Source organism: Clostridium sp. YIM B02569, from assembly GCF_022320765.1.
In the GTDB taxonomy this organism is placed as follows: Bacteria; Bacillota; Clostridia; order Clostridiales; family Clostridiaceae; genus Clostridium; species Clostridium beijerinckii.
This window is the reverse complement of record NZ_JAKJJX010000033.1, coordinates 1-17,362: the sequence shown is the minus strand read 5'-3', so window position 1 is coordinate 17,362 and position 17,362 is coordinate 1. Positions and strand designations below refer to the sequence as shown.

The window sequence follows — 17,362 nt, the reverse complement described above, 5'->3', positions numbered from 1 at the left end:
TATTCACAAAAATTAAAAACTAATAATATTCTGTATTATATATGTAATTTGTTGAGGTGTTCATATGAAAATTGCCATTGATGCTCGTAGTTCCACTTTACATCAAGGAACTGGAATTGGTACTTATACTAGTAATCTTATATCAGAGATTCTTTCTTTAGATTCGAATGATGAATTCACTCTATTTTGCTCTGGAAAATTTAACAAAGAATTCAATAAGGAAAATGTTAATATAATTTATTCTTCAGGTAGACATGGCGGTTTTTATGAAAAATATTATATACCTAATGCACTTAACAAGGTCCATGCTGACCTATACCATATTCCTCAAAACGGAATAGGACTCGATTTTGATACAAAAATACCGACTATAGTTACAATCCATGATCTAATCCCATATATAATGCCTGAAACTGTTGGCAAAGGATACCTAGAACGATTTTTAAATAATATGCCAAATATAATTTCTAATTCACGCGGCATTCTAACAGTTTCTGAATACTCTAAAAGAGATATATTGAAATTCTTTAGTTTTTATCCTGAAGAAAAAATATTTGTAACTCCACTTGCCGCTAATAATAATTTTAAACCTTTGGATAAGAATCAATGTAAGCTATACGTAAAAAACACATTTAAAGTTGATGATCCTTATATATTATATATAGGTGGGTTTAGTTTAAGGAAAAATGCCTTAGGATTAATTAAATCATTTTGTAAAGTTTATAAAGACTTGAATAAGCCTTATAAGTTATTGCTTGGGGGCCCTTTAAAAGATGAAGGTGAAAAGTTACTTTCATTTGTTCAAGAAAATAACTTACAAGACAAAGTTGTTTTTTGTGGATATATAGAAGATGATATTCTTCCTGTTCTTTATAGCGGGTGTGATGCATTTGTATACCCTTCCTTCTATGAAGGCTTTGGCCTTCCTCCGCTTGAAGCAATGAGCTGTAAGGCACCAGTTATAACATCTTCTATAACTTCTATTCCAGAAGTAACTGGTGATAGTGCTATTTTGATAAATCCTTATAATATAGAAGAATTAGACAATGCCTTAGTTGATCTTTTGAATAATGAAACTTTAAAAGCTGAGCTTAGTGAAAAGGGATATCTAAGAAGCCTTAACTTTACTTGGAATAAGACTGCCAAGAATACCTTAAATGCCTATAGAAGTTTAATATCCTAGACTTTTATAATTATTTAAATCTTTAGTAATAAATCAAATGTGAATTCAGAGTGATATTTCAAATACTATATTAAAATAAATTCAGCATTATAAGAAACACCTTACTGTTTTCCTTATAATGCTGATAATCTAAAACTATTTATATAAATTTTCATTATTAATTGGTATTTGCTCGAATCTCTTGCTTTATCTTTATATATTCATCGTAATTACTTATGATTGGAGTTTTTTCTTCTATATTACTTAATACTACAAGAGGACTTTTTCCAGTAAAATTTTTTACTGGCTCCTCAATATCTTTAGTATTATAAGTATATAAATAGCTTGAGAAAAACTTTCCTTCCTTAACATATTTAACAGCTTCCTTGTTGTTAGTTATTACGTAAGTTATAAATTTTTCAATTAGCTTATCATTCTCGCTGTTTTGATTTAATATTAATAAATTATCTCCTTCTGATGAAAAAAACTTATTAGCCCCTGGTTTAAGGCTAGGCACGTTATTAACGCTCCACGTACAAGGAACATCTAATGCTGCTATTTCTTTCATTGCATTAATAGACGATATTCTTGCTAAGAATTCTCCTCCATTTTGTAAATTTAAAATATTATTATCCTCTAGTTTTTTCATCATAGCTTGAACTTCTGATTTAACTACATCTGTGCTTTTATCACCATCACTTAATGTTTCCATGGTTAATAGATCCATCAAATCTTCGTAATCTTGATCAGTTGCATTAATTATAAATATTTTTCCGTTACTTTTTTCATGAATATCTTTTCCAATCCTTATGATATCATCCCATGTATTCAGACTATCTCTTTCATATCCATAACTTTTTAATAAATCTTCTCTGACATAGAAAGCTAATGGCCTAGATGTTAAAGGTATTCCTATGGAACTATCACCATATTTAACCTGAGCCACCCTATACTTAGAAAAATTCTTAGCATATTCGCTCAAGAGCTTATCATCCTTGTTATAATACTCATAGTTATCTAATTTTAGTTTATCAAAACTAAACCTATCTATCTGCGCTATACTAGAAATCTTTGATTTCGTACTTCCTTCTGAATTATTATTAACTATCTGATTGTAATTTTCTAACTTCTTTACACTTATTGAAGTCCTATCATTCTCCTTCATAAAATTATTGGCGCACTCAACTAAGTACTCATAGGAATTCTCATTTACTAAGAGCTCTATATTTCCTCTAACTTGTTGCTCTTTATTCGGTTGAAATAGATTAATGCTTACTATTCCAATTAACAAAAGAACCGAAAATACAATAGCATATTTAATTTTATTTTTCATATTTATATACCTCTATTTAATAGAACTTATTTTTTCATGCACTTCTATTAATTCAACCGCTAAATCCTTCAAAACCATTGTAGTCATTAAGTGATCTTGAGCGTGAACTAAAAGCAAGGAGAATTCTATTTTCTCATTTACAGCTTCTCCCTGAATTAAACTTGTTTGAGAATTATGTGCATATCCTAATTCCTCATCAGCTTTTATTATTAACCCTTTTGCTTTATCAAAATTTCCTTGTTTAGCTAAAGTAATTGCTTCCATAGAAAAAGTTCGTGCTTCCCCGCTGTGCATTATTATATTTAATATTATTTCCTCCATAAATTATCCCCTTCTCCATTTAGATATCAAAAAACTATTAAATTAAGATACCTTACCCTTATAATCTTTAATTTTACTACTTTTCCTTAAAGTTTTAAAGAATATTATTTTGATGCAATAAAAACTAGAATTGATAACATTAAATTTATCAATTCTAGTTTTAACAATCAAATATATTTAATTTCTATTTAGAAGGATTTTAATTAGATTTTTCTTCTAATACAACTGACAAATCAACAGTTTTCTTATCTCTAATTACTTCTATCTTCATAGTATCCCCAGCATTCTTACTTTCCTTTATTGTCTTAAGTTCATCGAATGTCTTAGCTTCTTTTCCGTCGCATTTAACAATTATATCTCCAATCTTAAGACCACCTTTTTCAGCCGGTGAATACTCTTCAACAGAAGATACATATATTCCTTCTACCAAATCGTATTTCTTAGCAGTAGCGCTGTCAATTTCTCTTATCTGAATTCCTAGATTTAATATAGGTTTTGATAAAGCATCTATCTTATTCTTAACTTCATTTATAGGTATTGCAAACCCTATACCTTCAACTGGTGTTGATGATCCCGATGCATCAGAACCTATCTTCATAGAATTTATTCCTATAACTTGCCCTTTAGCATTCACTAATGGACCTCCACTATTTCCAGGATTAATAGCTGCATCTGTTTGAATGAAATCTACACTTTTTCCACTATCATCTATTGTTCTATTGCTTCCACTTATAACTCCCTTTGTAAGTGTCTGAGCAAAATTCTTTGAGAGAGGTGTTCCAATTGCTATAACCTCAGCTCCTGGATATACTTCATCAGAGTCTCCAAGTTCTGCAACAGCAGGAACTTTAGTTCCATCTTTTAATTTAAGCATTGCAACATCTCTATCTTGATCATAATTTACTACTGTTGCACTTACTTCAGTATTATTACTTAAAGTTACTGTAATTTCTTTAGCATTTGCAATTACGTGATAGTTAGTTAGTATATATCCTTCTTCATTTATAATGAACCCTGATCCCATCCCCTCAACTTCGCCGTTCATAAATCCACTGTTAGATGAACCTTTCGTCGAAACAATGACAACTGCTGGCGCAACTTTATTAAATGCATCTGCCGCTGACATTGCATCAGGAGTGCTTGATGTGAATGATTGCGGAATATAACTTGTTATTTGTTTAGTTGCAGCAACATTATTAGTTTTCATGAATGAATAAGTAGCAGCACTTCCAATTGCCCCTCCTACCATTGTAAGAACTAAAATTCCTGCAATCCTTCCTAGCATGCGCAGACCTCTTCTTTTCTTTCTCTTCGGATCTACATAATTATTACTATTTTGAAAACAATTTTCCCATGCAACTTGCTGACCTTTATCTACTGGTAATGACTCTACATCAATAAATTTTTCGTTATTATCATTATTATTCATGTATTTTTCCTCCTATATATCAATTCTCAACTTATATGACTAGTAATTAAACTATACAAATTCGTTCTTATAAAGTATATTAGAATACTTTAAATATCTACTAGTATTATCTTTATAGTGTTAGTATAGATTTATTATGTGTCAAACAAATGACAAGAATATATAATTTGATATAATTTTTTATGAATTTTAGCCCAATAGAAGCTTTATTTCTTAATTATTCAATAATACTTAATATTTAATAAAATATACATATTTATTAGCATCAAGATTTTTTAGCTGCCTTCTTAGCATCTTTTAAAACACTATTAACGCCGGTAACTACTGAGTCAGGATCTAATACAGACATTGGAGATCCCTCTATTTCCTCTTTATATATAGTTGTTACTGTTGTATTACCAATCTTTTTAACAGGATCATCTTCATTATTAGTTATTAAATATAATGGCTTATTTCCTAGTAGTTCATTAGTTTGACTATTCGAAATGCCTTTATATAAATTTTCTAGTTCGTTTGAAACTGCCTGTTTATAATTTTTCTTATTTTCAAAACTCTGAAATTCATCTAATTCATTCTGATTTAAATACTTCTTAAACGTATCATTTTCCATGGTTAACCCTGCTTTATTTAGCAATGCAGTCAAACTAAAATTCGTACCCATTTTCTCAAATATACTTCTATAATATTTGGACTTAATACTATTCTTAAATTCCTTAGTTTGAATATTTCCCTCTGATATTGGGTTAATTAACACAACTCCTGCTACTGAATCTGAATATAAATTGGCAAAATTACTAAGAACCAGACTACCGTACTCCTCTCCAACTAAAACGTATGGCTCTGGTGCTCCAGCTTTTCTAAGCAATGCTTTCAACTCCTTAGCCTGCTCTTCTGGCGTTCTATTATCCCCGCCATCATTAAATCCATATCCTTCTCTATTATATGTAAAGGTAGATATCTTCTTCTCCTCTAATGACTTACAAACATCATCCCACTCATACATTGTAGTTCCAATTGATCCATCAAATACTACAGTATAATCTCCACCAGTCTTAAGCTTATACTCCATTTTACGTCCATCTATTCTGACATACTTAAATCTAGATTTTAATCTTGTATTATCTACAAAGTCATTTAAAATTTGCACTAAAAAACCAAAGATAAATAATCCCACAAAAAAGATAACACATTTTTTTAAAATGCTCCTTTTGCTGGTTTTATCTTTCTCAACCTTATGTACTCCATTAGAATGTGATAACAGCTTCATACCTAGACTCTACCTCTCCCCTAGTTTTAAGTTAGGTTTTGCATTTATATTTAAATCTGATACTGCTCCCTCTTGATAGTTGAAATATGCTGCACTTCCTATCATTGCTGCATTATCTGTACACAATATAGGTGATGGGAATAGAATTTCAATCCCTTTTTTTCTACCTTCCTCTAGCAAAGTTTCTCTTAAACAAGAATTCGATGCAACACCACCTGCCACTGCAATCTTTTTTATTCCTTTTCTTTCACAGGTTAAGAATAGATTGGTCTTTAATACATCTATTATCGCATTTTGAAATGACGCTGCAATATCAGCTTTATTTATCTCTTCTTCTTTCATTTTTGCCTTATTTAAATAATTCAACACAGCTGATTTAACTCCACTAAAAGAAAAATCTAATGTATCATCCTGAAACTTAGCTCTTGGAAATTCTATTGCATCCTTATTTCCTTGCTTAGCTAGCTTATCTATTTTGGGTCCGCCCGGATATCCAAGTTCTAATGCTCTTGCCACCTTATCATAAGCTTCTCCTGCCGCATCATCTCTTGTTTGGCCAATAACCTCAAAATCCCTATATCCTTTTACATGCACAATAAAAGTATGTCCTCCTGAAACCACTAGTGAGACAAAAGGTGGCTTTAAATCTTTATGCTCAATAAAATTAGCACTAATATGTCCTTGTATATGATTAACCCCAATTAAAGGCTTTTTAGAACCTAATGCCAATCCTTTTGCGTATTGAAGCCCAACCAAAAGTGCCCCAACAAGTCCTGGTCCATACGTAACTCCTATTGCGTCAACATCGTCTATTGAAATTCCTGCTTCTAATAATGCGGCTTTTACAACACTATCTACTGCCTCAATATGCATTCTCGATGCAACTTCTGGAACCACTCCTCCAAATTTTTTATGAGTATCAATTTGTGAAGCAATTATATTTGATAAAACTTCTCTACCATTCACAACTACTGCAGCAGCAGTTTCATCACAACTTGATTCTATTGCTAAAATTATTTTTTTATTCATATCTAATACCTCTTTTTATTACAATTCAAATAAAATTATTTATTCTGATCTATCTAAATAAGCTGATTAAGCCTATTTATAACTTAATTTTAACTAATCTAACAAGAGAAAACTTTGATATATTAGTTAAAATTAAGAACTAGATAAATTAAATACTTTACTATAACATTATTTAATTTATCTAAATCTATTTTATCTTAAAAAAAAGATAAAATCTCGTATTTATATATTGTTTAATATCTTCTTAATATTTATGAAATCATATCTTTTCAATGCGCAAACTATTCTATATTTTAGTTACTAAAATATTATACTTTATCTATACAATATTATCAAAGTTCAATTTTTCTAGTTATACAAATGCACTTAACATATATCTTATTCTCACAATTTCATTGTAATATTAACTTGTTGTATAAAAGGTACATATGATGTATATTTGAGATAACAAATATACTTTCACGAGGAGAATTTAAATGTCTAACTATGCTAAAGTTATAATTAAAGGATCACCTATTACAAAATCCAATTTTAAGTTACACAATCTAAATGGACGTGCAATCCTACCACATAGCTCTGGGAAATATCATGATAGGTATGCTCTATACGAACAGGAAATAGCACTTCTTGCAAGAAATCAAAATCCTGATGTTGTTTTTTCTGAAAGTCTAATAGCTTTACTAAGAGTATATTATAAAAGTGAAAAGCGTCATCCAGATACCATTAATATTACAAAAAGTATATTTGATGGCATTGAAAAAAGTGGATTAATTATAAATGATGCTCAGATAACCAAAATCTTTACAGAAGAATATTATGATAAAGAGAATCCAAGATTTGAACTAGAACTCTTTGCTGAAAGTGAATATGATTTTAGCTATAAAGTTGTCAAAAGAACTACTTCCTTAAAACCTAAATTATATTCTCCAATAAGAAAAAATATACTATCTGATAAAACTAGTAGTTCTGCAACTGATTATCAAAAAGATAAACTTGATTGCAATGCTGAAAATAAACGTGATAAAAAATCAAAAAAAACCTCGTCTAACTCATTAATGTCTAGCGAAATGATTATATGTAACATCTGCAATAAAGCCATTATTTCAGATGATTATGTAAAAGCCGATTCAGGAAAAACATTAATATGTAAAAAGTGCTTTAACAAACTATTCTAATTACATAAAAGGAGTCTATATATGAATAATAAGCTTGATATCATTTTCTTTGGAGACAGCCTAACTTTAGGATATGGGGTAACTAAACAAAATTCTTGGGTTTACAAACTTACGCAAGAACGCTCCCTTTCATCATTAAATAAAGCCTGTAATGGTGATACTACCACTTCAATGCTTACTCGCTATAATGATGATGTTTTAATTTATTCTCCATCGAAAATTTTTATAATGGGAGGTAGCAATGATCTTCTTCTAGGACGCAAAATTCCTTTTATAATTAGTAATATTGAAATAATGATTAATGATGGACTAAATATAGGCTCAAAAGTGACTTTAGGAATTCCCCCTAAGATTATTGGCCAAATGGCAAATTCGCTTTTTTCTCCTTCGCATCTATATTCTTATGCAGAAAAAGAACTTCAATATTTAAAGGATGAACTCATTAAATTATCTAATAAATACAATCTTCAATTTATCAATTTCTACGATTTGACATTTAATAGGGATGATATTTATTTAGATGGAATTCACATGAATTCACTTGGCCATCACCTAATGTATGAAAATGCTCTCAATTATTTTTAAACCATATTATTCTGTGAACTAATTAGCAGTAATTTTAGCTTTTATTATATTACTGCTAATATATCTCTACCTAACTTCTACATGCTTTCCTTTACAAATCTAGCCGCAATAATTCCACATTGTATACCATCAGTTTCTTCCATCCAAAACGCATTTTCTCCGTATATAACATTTCCACAAGCAAAAAAACCCTCTAAAGATGTTGCAAAGTCTACTACTTCAAATCCAGATGTCTTAGAATTTATATCAAAACTTGTTTTTTTAATTACGGTTGTTTCTGGCAAGAAATTAACTGATAATAGAAGTGAATCACATTCCTTTTCTATTATTTCTTCATTCTCTAAATTAACTATTTTTAGCTTCTCAATTCGTGTTTTCCCTTCAATTTCTGTTACTCTAGAATTCTCTATTACTGGTATATCAAAGCCATCAACAATATCTCGTATTTCCGAATTAGCCATTTCTTCAAATGTATTCTCAATGACAACCGCTTCTATATTTCCACCTTCTACTATAAGCCTTCTTGCAACTATGAATCCCCATTTATTTTTCGCTATAATCACAGTCCTTCTTCCTGGTAGATATCCATCTAAATTAATTATTTTATGAGCCTCTCCTACAGTGAATATTCCTGTAAGTCCATTGGTAGGAATTATAACATTTCCTGAATATGTTTCTTTTGCTCCCATAGCAAATATTATCGCTTGAGCGGTTAAATCTTTAATACCATCTCTAGAATTTACATATGTAACTTTTTTTCCTTCAGTTACTTCTAAAACTGTAGTATCTAAAAGTATTTCTATTTCAAATTCTCCTAACTGCCTTTCTATAAAATCAATATACTCTGGGCCGGTCACTGGCTCATCTAGAAAGTTTTTTCCAAAACCATTATGAACACATTGATTGATTATTCCCCCAACGTTAGACTCCTTTTCAATAATTAGTATTTTTGTTATTCCCTCTCTTGCAGCTCCAAGTGCAGCTGTCATTCCCGCTATTCCTGCCCCAATAATAATTAATTCATAATCTGGCATTATAATATCCTCCACCATTAATTCCTAAAGCTTTATTAATTTCTTTGCTTTCTTCATTGCAACTACCATATCATACATGCTTGCTATTTCTCCAAAAGTTATTTGTTCTGTTAATTTATAATAATCCAAGGATGTATCACTTATTAAAAGTTTAACGCCCTTTTTATATAACATTCTTATATCTTCTATAGCCTTAGAATCCCTTTTAAACAACTTAACCCCTGAATTTAAGAATAAAATTTCTTTTGGAAGTTTATCATACTCATTCAATGCTTCGAAATATTCACTCATTAAAGTTATTCCTAAATCATCATTTCCCTCACCAATTTTATCTCTTGTTATTAATATAGAAAAAATTTCTTCCTCATCTTCTGATTCTAGGCATCCTCTCTTTTCCATCTTTATTAAAAATCTATTTTTTTCATCCTCCATATCTACTTTATATCCTTTATGCGCTGCATACCTTATAACATTTGACCGCCCTAATTCATTGTTTACTACTACAACAGCTTCCCCTTCTCCAATTGAATTAAAATACTTCTTAACTTCTCTTATTATTTGTAGATATGATAATCCTCTGCAATCTATTTCTTTCATATGTTTGACCCCTTTATAATTATTTTAATCTATAATTAATATATCAAATTTTTCAATCGATTTCTTAACTAATATATAACTTAATTTAAAAATATATTAAATTAAGTTATTATAAGTCTATTATATAAGTTTTCCCACATTAATAGTATACCATGCTAATTTTTATATATAGTTTTTTATTCACAAATTATTTACCTTTTAATTACTAATATATCATTAATTTATATTTGTTTAATCCATAAATTTATGTATACTATAATGTAGTGATATATTGAATTGAGGTGAAATCATGAGTTCTTCTAACTCATATGTTGTTAATTTTTTTAAAAATAGCTTAGAAAATAATATAAAAAAAGATAAGGTTATAAGATTAATTTTCTTTCTAATAGCTCTTGTCTCTATAGTATTAAAAGGGATTATATTTCAAGGATTTGTTACGAGCAAAGATCCATATACATTTAGTTTTTCTACTGGCTATGAATCTGCTAGTTCTTTCTTAAATTATTATGTGGCCTTTACTTTAATATTCTTAAGTTTCTCATTATTATTTAAAGGTAAAGGTAGAATAATCTATACTCTAGTAATCGATTTTTCTTTAACACTATTAATATTAATTGATGTATGGTATTTTAGAGGTTTTTTAACTGTTCCATCTGCGTTAATATTAACTCAAACTGCTAATTTAGATAATATGTCTGGAAGTATATTATCAATGACCAGCAATTTAGATTTTATATTTGTATTTGATTTTATAATACTAGGTATATATGCTTACATAACTAGAAAATCATTTACTCAAGTACATAAACGAGCATTTAAAACATTCTTTTGTACTTTTGTTTTGCCAATATTATTTATAATTTATGTACCTATCAGTATAACTGTATTCAATAATACAGATGTTCATAATGCTTACTTATTCAGTAATTATGATAAGTCAAATACTGCCAAATACTTTTCTCCTATTGGATATCATATTATGGATTGTTATACAGTTTATAAAGATTCTAAACCATATAAATTAACAGATCAAGATAAAGCTGATATAAATGAGTTATTTGAAATAAAAAAAGAGAACCTTCCAGATAACGAGTACCTTGGCATGGCAAAAGGAAAAAATTTAATTTATATTCAAGTTGAGTCTTTAGAAAACTTTGTTATCGGAAAAACAGTTAATGGAAAAGAAATAACACCTAATTTGAATAAATTAGTACAAAAATCATTGTACTTCCCTAATACCTTTGAGCAAGTAAACGAAGGGACAAGCTCCGATGCTGATTTAATGGTTAATACTTCAATGTTGCCTTTAAGACAAGGAAGTACATTCTTTAGATATCCAAATACTAATTATAATTCCTTACCAAATTTATTAGAAGGTGAAGGCTATGCTACTTCTGCTATTCATCCTGATAAAGGTTCTTTTTGGAATTATAAAAATGGATTGCTTGGAATAGGCTTTGATAAATTTACTGATTACTACTCATTTAATGTTGATGAACAAATTGGCCTTGGTATAAGTGACAAAAGATACTTCGAGCAAGTTGTTCCTATGTTAAAAGAATTAAAGCAGCCATTCTACGCTGAAACTGTAACATTGACAAGCCATGGTCCATTTGATCTTCCAGAAAAGTATAGAGAGCTTGGACTTGATCCTGAATTAAATGAAAGTAAACTTGGTGGATATTTTGAAAGTCTTCACTATACAGATAAACAAATAGGTTATTTTATTGATGAATTAGATAAAGAGGGATTACTTAAAAATAGCATTATAGCAATAATGGGTGATCATACAGGAATTCATAAATATTATGATGATAGCATTGGACAGCTATCTCATAAAGAAGATTGGTATCTAAATACAGGAAATCCGACTGTTCCATTTATTATCTATAATCCATCTACAAATGAAGGAAAAACATTTGATAAAATGTACAATGGCGAGATTGATGTAATGCCAACACTCTTATATTTACTTGGAGTTGATAAGGATAAGTACGAGAACACTACTTTAGGTAGAAACTTATTAAATACAAATAAATCTTTTGCCGTAATAACTAATGGAACACTTAAAGGCGGGGAAAACTTAACAGATAAAGAAAAAGATATTTATAAAAAATCATTAGATCTTTCGGATAAAATGATACGTGCAAATTATGCTCATAATTCTAATTAGATAATGATATTTTAACTATAGTAAAGAGATGGTCAAATAAAATTTGACCATCTCTTTTATTTTTTCTTAATCTTTTTTATCTCTTCTTTTAATCTATCTAGTGAATGTTGATACTTCAAAGACTTTATATTTGGAAATGCTTTAATTATTCGTTTATTCACGGCCTTATTGTTTAAAACCAAATTTTCTAATTTAAATTTTAGCTTGCTAATTTGTTCTTTCGCATGAATAACTTTTTCACTTTCCTGTTCTATCAAGCCATCAAATCTGCTTAAATTTTGTTGTAGAACCACTTTATAACTTTCAGTTTTTTCTCTTATCTCATCAAATAAAGCGCTCATTTCTTTGAGTTTTCCACCTAATTTCAAAACTTTAACTGTTGTAGTTATCCCATCTGTTAATAAATATAAGAGTGAAATATCACAAATCCACATAGAAACCTTTAGTGATATGTGACTAACTAAGTCTATTATAATTGGATTAATAACTTTTATTGTGATTAGAGATAAAAGACCAAATAACACTGAATTTAATAGACATACTCTGCCCTTTATATTAAATTTATAGCCTGAATAATCCCACCATTTAAGATTAAATATTGTTTCTAGCAAAAAACCTGTTAAATACTCTAATATGCTTGTAAAAATCATTGCACTCAAGAATAAAATTACAATATTATCTGAAAATGGAGCTAGCAATATAATTACTATAAGTGCACCTGATCCATAGATAGGGCAAAATGGTCCTTTTAAAAAACCTCTATTTACATACTCCCTATCGATTATAGAGCAATATATAGTTTCACATATCCATCCGAGAAAGCTATAAATTATAAAAGAAAAAAGATACATATAGATTATATTCATAACTATTTAACCTACCTTAGCATATCTATTAAATTAATAACAAAATTATTTTCCAGCTATTGAAAGTTCTTTCACAACAACTGACGGACATCCTATGCTACTCATCGGGAACTTTAAGTCACTTCCTACTTCCTCTATATCTTTCAGTAATGTAAAGAAATTTCCTGCAACTGTAATTTGTTCTACCGGAAAGCTCTTCTTTCCATTTTCAATCATAAATCCTTTAGCTGCTAAAGAAAAATCTCCAGTTACAGCACTAGCTCCAGAGTGAAGGCCTGCAAAATCTGTAATTATCACACCTTCTTTAACTTCATTGCAAAGTTCTTCAAAAGATTTATCACCTGGATTTATATAAAAATTTGTAGCACTAACACCTACTATTGATGCATACGAAGCTTTGAATCCATTTCCTGTGGATTTAATTCCTGCCTTATGCGCAGTTTTTAGATTATATAATAATGTATTCAATTTTCCTTTAGATATTATCTCTTTTTTGATAGTTGCTACTCCTTCATCATCAAATGAAGTTGTTCCAAGCCCATCCTTTAAGTGAGGATCATCAATTATAGACACTACATCTGATGCTATAATTTCACCTTCTTTTCCTTTCAGCAAAGATAACCCCTTTTGTGCTTGCTCTGCATTAAAAATTCCTGAAAAAGTTCCAAGCAGTGATACCATGGCCTCGTTATTTATAATTATCTTATATTTACCTGATGGAATGCTTTTTCCACCAATTCTTGAAAGCGCTTCTTCAAGACCTTGCTTAGCTAAACTTTTTGGATCTATATCATCTATCTTTTTAGCCATAACATATCCTGTTCCATCATACTTTTCATTATTATCTTGTATTATTGGAACGACATATGCACTTAGATTATTTCTTTCATTTTTCAAATTAAGTCCCTTTGAATTTATTATTCCATAGGTAGCTTTACCATATCCAATTCCACAACCTTGGAAACTTACAACTTTATCACATTGTTTTTTACATTCCTTCTCCATTTCTAAAGAAAGAGCTATAAGCTCATCGGGCTTAATATTATCCAAATCTTTTTTGTAACAGTCTAATTCTTTATATTCATTATCCCCTTCATATATAAACTGTTCATCATCATTTTCTATAGCAAATGCCGCTTCCTTTGCATTTCTTATAAGAGTTTTTATTGCTTCTTCATCTAATATTTCAGTATATGAATATCCCATTTTGTTATTGATTTTTCCTCTGAACGAAAGACCAAAGGCATTATTTAGTTTATATTTTTCAACTTCACCTTCATAAATACTTAAACTTAAACTTTCAGCATCAGAATAATATATTTCAAACTCTTCAAAGCCTGAATTCTTAGCTTCTTTAAATAATTCTTCTTTAAATAATTCAAAATCCATATTTATCTACCTCCAACAGTCATTTTCTTTACTCTAATCATAGGCTGACCTACGTTGGTAGGAATACTTCCTGATGATGAGCCACACATACCTTGAGCTACATCTAAATTATTTCCGACCATATCTATATCCATAAGTACTTCACTACCTTTACCAATAAGACTTGCTCCTCTTACTGGCTCCTGAATCACACCATTTTTAACTAAGTACCCTTCTTGAACTGCAAAATTAAACTCACCAGTTACAGGGTTAACCGATCCGCCTCCTAGCTTCTTTGCATATAATCCTTCTTCTATAGATTTAATTATATCATCCGGATTATCATTTCCAGCTGCTATATAGGTATTAGTCATTCTTGAAGTTGGTTGGAACTTGTAACTTTGTCTTCTTGAACTTCCTGTAGCCTCCATATTCATACGTCTTCCATTTAACTTATCAATCATATAACCTTTTAGAACACCATTTTCAATTAAAATATTTTTTTGTGTCTTATTACCCTCATCATCTATATTTAGCGATCCCCAAGCATTAGGTACAGTTCCATCATCTATAGCTGTTACCTTTGTTGATGCAATTTTCTCACCTAATTTATTGGCAAAGACTGAATTTCCTTTAGCTACAGCACTAGCTTCTAAAGAGTGTCCACAAGCTTCGTGGAATATAACACCCCCAAACCCATTATCTATAGCAACAGTCATATTACCTGCTGGACAGTTCTTTGCATAAAGCATCGTATGAGCTATTCTCGCTGCTTCCTTTCCGTGATATTCTGGATCAACACTATCAAACATTTCAATTCCCATATGTCTTCCAGGTCCTTCAAATCCAGTTTGGTTTTCGCTCCCTTTTGATGCTATTGCACTTATGCCTAACCTTGTTCTTATTCTTGTATCTTGAACATATAAACCTTCAGTGTTTGCAATTAAAATATTTTGCTCTTTATCTGCATAACTTGTAATAACTTGAGAAATATCACTGTTATAATTCTTTGCTGCATTATACGCACTTTTTAAAATTGCTATTTTTCTATCGTATGCAACATCCTTAGGATAATACAATATTGGATGTATTGTAGATATACTCTTCTCAGTTAATACTATTGAATTTATTTCATTTTTATTTACATCACCTAAAGCTAAAGCTGCTCTATAGGCAGTGTCTAAAAGACCACTTAAGCTATTATTATTTGTATAGGCATATACACTGTTCAATCCCTTGAATATTCTTATTCCTATACCATAACTTCTTCCACCTATGGCATCATCTACTTTGCCGTCAATTAATGCTATAGAATTATTAATTGAATTTTCTTCAAATATCTCAGCAAAATCGCCACCAGTTACTAAGCACTTTGCTAATACCTCTGCTACAATATTTTTTGATAACATCTTATTCCTCCTTATTTCTAATATAAAGATAATTTTCAGTAATATTATAATTATATACATTCTATTATTAAGATTATTGTTATAAATTATAACCTTAGTGCTTCCATGTATGCAAATCTAATTATATATTAATAGTTTATCATTAATTATTTCTATTTCAATTAATTGATAAAAATAATATTTGTACCAATTATATAAAAAAACTATGTCATTTTCATTTATTTCAATTTATGTAACCACAGTTTAGCTACATAAATTAAGATAAATGAAAATCAACATAGTCATATTAGGCTATTTCATAATTTTAAATTCATATCCTTGTTGTTTTAGATATTTGATTATTTCTGGCAACGCTTTTGCAGTTTCCTCTTTTCCATAAGTATCATGCATTAATATGATTGCTTTTTCTCTTCCTGATACAGTTTTTATAACTTCCTGTTTCAACTGCTCTGCATTTTTATGTGCCCCTTCCGCATCTTGAGACAATGAATTCCAATCTATTTGATGGTAGCCTTTTTCATGAAGAGCCTTATCCATTGCATCAGCCCCCGATGGGTCCTTCTTATCCCATGTCATTTGACCTCCTGGGAATCTAACAGCTCGCGTAGAAAAATCCTGTCCTAAAATGTTTTTTAAAGATTGATTAGTTTTTTCAAAATCAGACATACAATTTTCCAAATTTATTTTTCCATTTGGATATAAATATCCATAATTATGTGAATAAGTATGATTACCTATTGCATTTCCTTCTACAAGTTCTCTTTTAACTATATTTCTATTAGCTTCACTTTCATCTATTGCTTTTCCCACAAGAAAAAAAGTAGCATGAACATTTTCTGCCTTAAGAGTATCTAAAACTTTTGGAGTCACAGTTTCTGACGGACCATCATCAAATGTTAAATAAACAACTTTCTTTCCATCAGCTCCATCAGGCCTTTGACCCTTCATCTGCTGATTTAAATATTTTTCTATAAAAGCAACATCCTCTACTTCTGAACTTCTCACTGAATTATATACGTTACTATCTGTTTGATTTTTATCTCCTTCAGAATATGGATTTCCATTTGCATTAAGAGCTTCTGCCGTTTGCTTATTAATAACAGATTTTTGTACCGTAATAGCGATTCCTACAATTATAGCTACAGCTATTATCGTAAGTAAAATAGCAAATTTTCTTTTTTTTATACCTTTGAAATCTTCTTCACCAACTTCATCGATCTCAAATGGCCTTATATTATCACTAATATCATTAGTTTCAGAATTATCATCTATCTCACTATTTTCAACAGATTCATCAGCCTCACCAGCTTCTTTTGCTTCAGTAACCTTACTGGTTTCATTACTATAATTCATACTATTATTAATGTCATCGCTCATATTATAATACCTCTTATATTTCAATAGATTTTATTATTAATTATTCCGTAGTATCTAATTTAGTTATTAATAACTTTCACATCCATATATAGTATAAGTTTTTACTCTATTTTATACAATAAAAAAAAGCCGATTTCTCGACTAAAAATTCTTTTATTATAAATATGGCTCCGCGAAGAGGACTCGAACCTCCAACCTATCGGTTAACAGCCGAGTGCTCCACCATTGAGCTATCGC

Annotated in this window: 15 protein-coding genes; 4 read left to right on the top strand and 11 right to left on the bottom strand. The window is 29.8% G+C overall.

The window, feature by feature from the left end; translation table 11 throughout:
• The first annotated feature begins 64 nt into the window (after positions 1–64).
• On the top strand, positions 65–1,183 hold the full coding sequence (locus L3B96_RS23500; RefSeq protein ID WP_011967731.1) for a glycosyltransferase family 1 protein: 1,119 nt from the start codon (positions 65–67) through the stop codon (positions 1,181–1,183).
• 157 nt (positions 1,184–1,340) lie between these two features.
• Here the strand turns inward: L3B96_RS23500 and L3B96_RS23495 are convergent, their stop codons facing one another.
• From L3B96_RS23495 to tsaD, 5 genes are all read right to left on the bottom strand, one after another.
• Positions 1,341–2,495 carry an ABC transporter substrate-binding protein gene (locus L3B96_RS23495; RefSeq protein ID WP_017210069.1) on the bottom strand — a complete coding sequence of 385 codons (1,155 nt, stop codon included), beginning with the start codon at positions 2,493–2,495 and terminating at the stop codon, positions 1,341–1,343.
• Positions 2,496–2,507: 12 nt separating this feature from the next.
• Positions 2,508–2,816 (bottom strand): PTS lactose/cellobiose transporter subunit IIA, encoded by a 309-nt coding sequence (locus tag L3B96_RS23490; RefSeq protein ID WP_011967729.1) that lies wholly within the window; start codon positions 2,814–2,816, stop codon positions 2,508–2,510.
• A gap of 199 nt (positions 2,817–3,015) precedes the next feature.
• Positions 3,016–4,245 carry a trypsin-like peptidase domain-containing protein gene (locus L3B96_RS23485; protein WP_039771779.1) on the bottom strand — a complete coding sequence of 410 codons (1,230 nt, stop codon included), beginning with the start codon at positions 4,243–4,245 and terminating at the stop codon, positions 3,016–3,018.
• Between the two features lie 265 nt (positions 4,246–4,510).
• Complete coding sequence (locus L3B96_RS23480; RefSeq protein ID WP_238948716.1) at positions 4,511–5,512, bottom strand: alpha/beta hydrolase; 1,002 nt, start codon at positions 5,510–5,512, stop codon at positions 4,511–4,513.
• Between the two features lie 9 nt (positions 5,513–5,521).
• Positions 5,522–6,541: a tRNA (adenosine(37)-N6)-threonylcarbamoyltransferase complex transferase subunit TsaD gene (gene tsaD, locus L3B96_RS23475; RefSeq protein WP_041893764.1), complete on the bottom strand. Its 1,020-nt coding sequence runs from the start codon at positions 6,539–6,541 to the stop codon at positions 5,522–5,524.
• Positions 6,542–7,017: 476 nt separating this feature from the next.
• On the opposite strand from tsaD, the gene L3B96_RS23470 reads away from it, so the two are divergent.
• Positions 7,018–7,716, top strand: a complete 699-nt coding sequence (locus tag L3B96_RS23470; protein ID WP_238948715.1) for a RusA family crossover junction endodeoxyribonuclease — start codon at positions 7,018–7,020, stop codon at positions 7,714–7,716.
• Between the two features lie 21 nt (positions 7,717–7,737).
• Positions 7,738–8,301 (top strand): GDSL-type esterase/lipase family protein, encoded by a 564-nt coding sequence (locus tag L3B96_RS23465; protein ID WP_238899736.1) that lies wholly within the window; start codon positions 7,738–7,740, stop codon positions 8,299–8,301.
• Between the two features lie 77 nt (positions 8,302–8,378).
• On the opposite strand, the gene L3B96_RS23460 is transcribed toward L3B96_RS23465, so the two are convergent.
• Both L3B96_RS23460 and yedF read right to left on the bottom strand, forming a co-directional pair.
• Entirely contained in the window at positions 8,379–9,335 is a 957-nt protein-coding gene (locus L3B96_RS23460; RefSeq protein WP_238899737.1) for an NAD(P)/FAD-dependent oxidoreductase, read from the bottom strand.
• Positions 9,336–9,359: 24 nt separating this feature from the next.
• Positions 9,360–9,932, bottom strand: a complete 573-nt coding sequence (gene yedF / locus L3B96_RS23455; RefSeq protein WP_238899738.1) for a sulfurtransferase-like selenium metabolism protein YedF — start codon at positions 9,930–9,932, stop codon at positions 9,360–9,362.
• A 289-nt stretch (positions 9,933–10,221) separates the two neighbouring features.
• Here yedF and L3B96_RS23450 point away from each other — a divergent pair, with 289 nt between their 5' ends.
• The gene (locus L3B96_RS23450) at positions 10,222–12,105 is read left to right on the top strand and encodes an LTA synthase family protein (RefSeq protein ID WP_238899739.1); all 1,884 of its coding nucleotides are present in this window, start codon (positions 10,222–10,224) and stop codon (positions 12,103–12,105) included.
• Between the two features lie 56 nt (positions 12,106–12,161).
• On the opposite strand, the gene L3B96_RS23445 is transcribed toward L3B96_RS23450, so the two are convergent.
• The 4 genes from L3B96_RS23445 to L3B96_RS23430 form a co-directional block, all read right to left on the bottom strand.
• Positions 12,162–12,971: a putative ABC transporter permease gene (locus L3B96_RS23445; protein WP_011967720.1), complete on the bottom strand. Its 810-nt coding sequence runs from the start codon at positions 12,969–12,971 to the stop codon at positions 12,162–12,164.
• 45 nt (positions 12,972–13,016) lie between these two features.
• Complete coding sequence (locus tag L3B96_RS23440) at positions 13,017–14,360, bottom strand: TldD/PmbA family protein (RefSeq protein WP_238948714.1); 1,344 nt, start codon at positions 14,358–14,360, stop codon at positions 13,017–13,019.
• Positions 14,361–14,362: 2 nt separating this feature from the next.
• Positions 14,363–15,748, bottom strand: a complete 1,386-nt coding sequence (locus L3B96_RS23435; protein WP_011967718.1) for a TldD/PmbA family protein — start codon at positions 15,746–15,748, stop codon at positions 14,363–14,365.
• A gap of 291 nt (positions 15,749–16,039) precedes the next feature.
• A complete protein-coding gene (locus L3B96_RS23430; protein ID WP_238948713.1) occupies positions 16,040–17,125 on the bottom strand; it encodes a polysaccharide deacetylase family protein in 1,086 nt (361 codons plus the stop codon).
• Positions 17,126–17,362 lie beyond the last annotated feature (237 nt).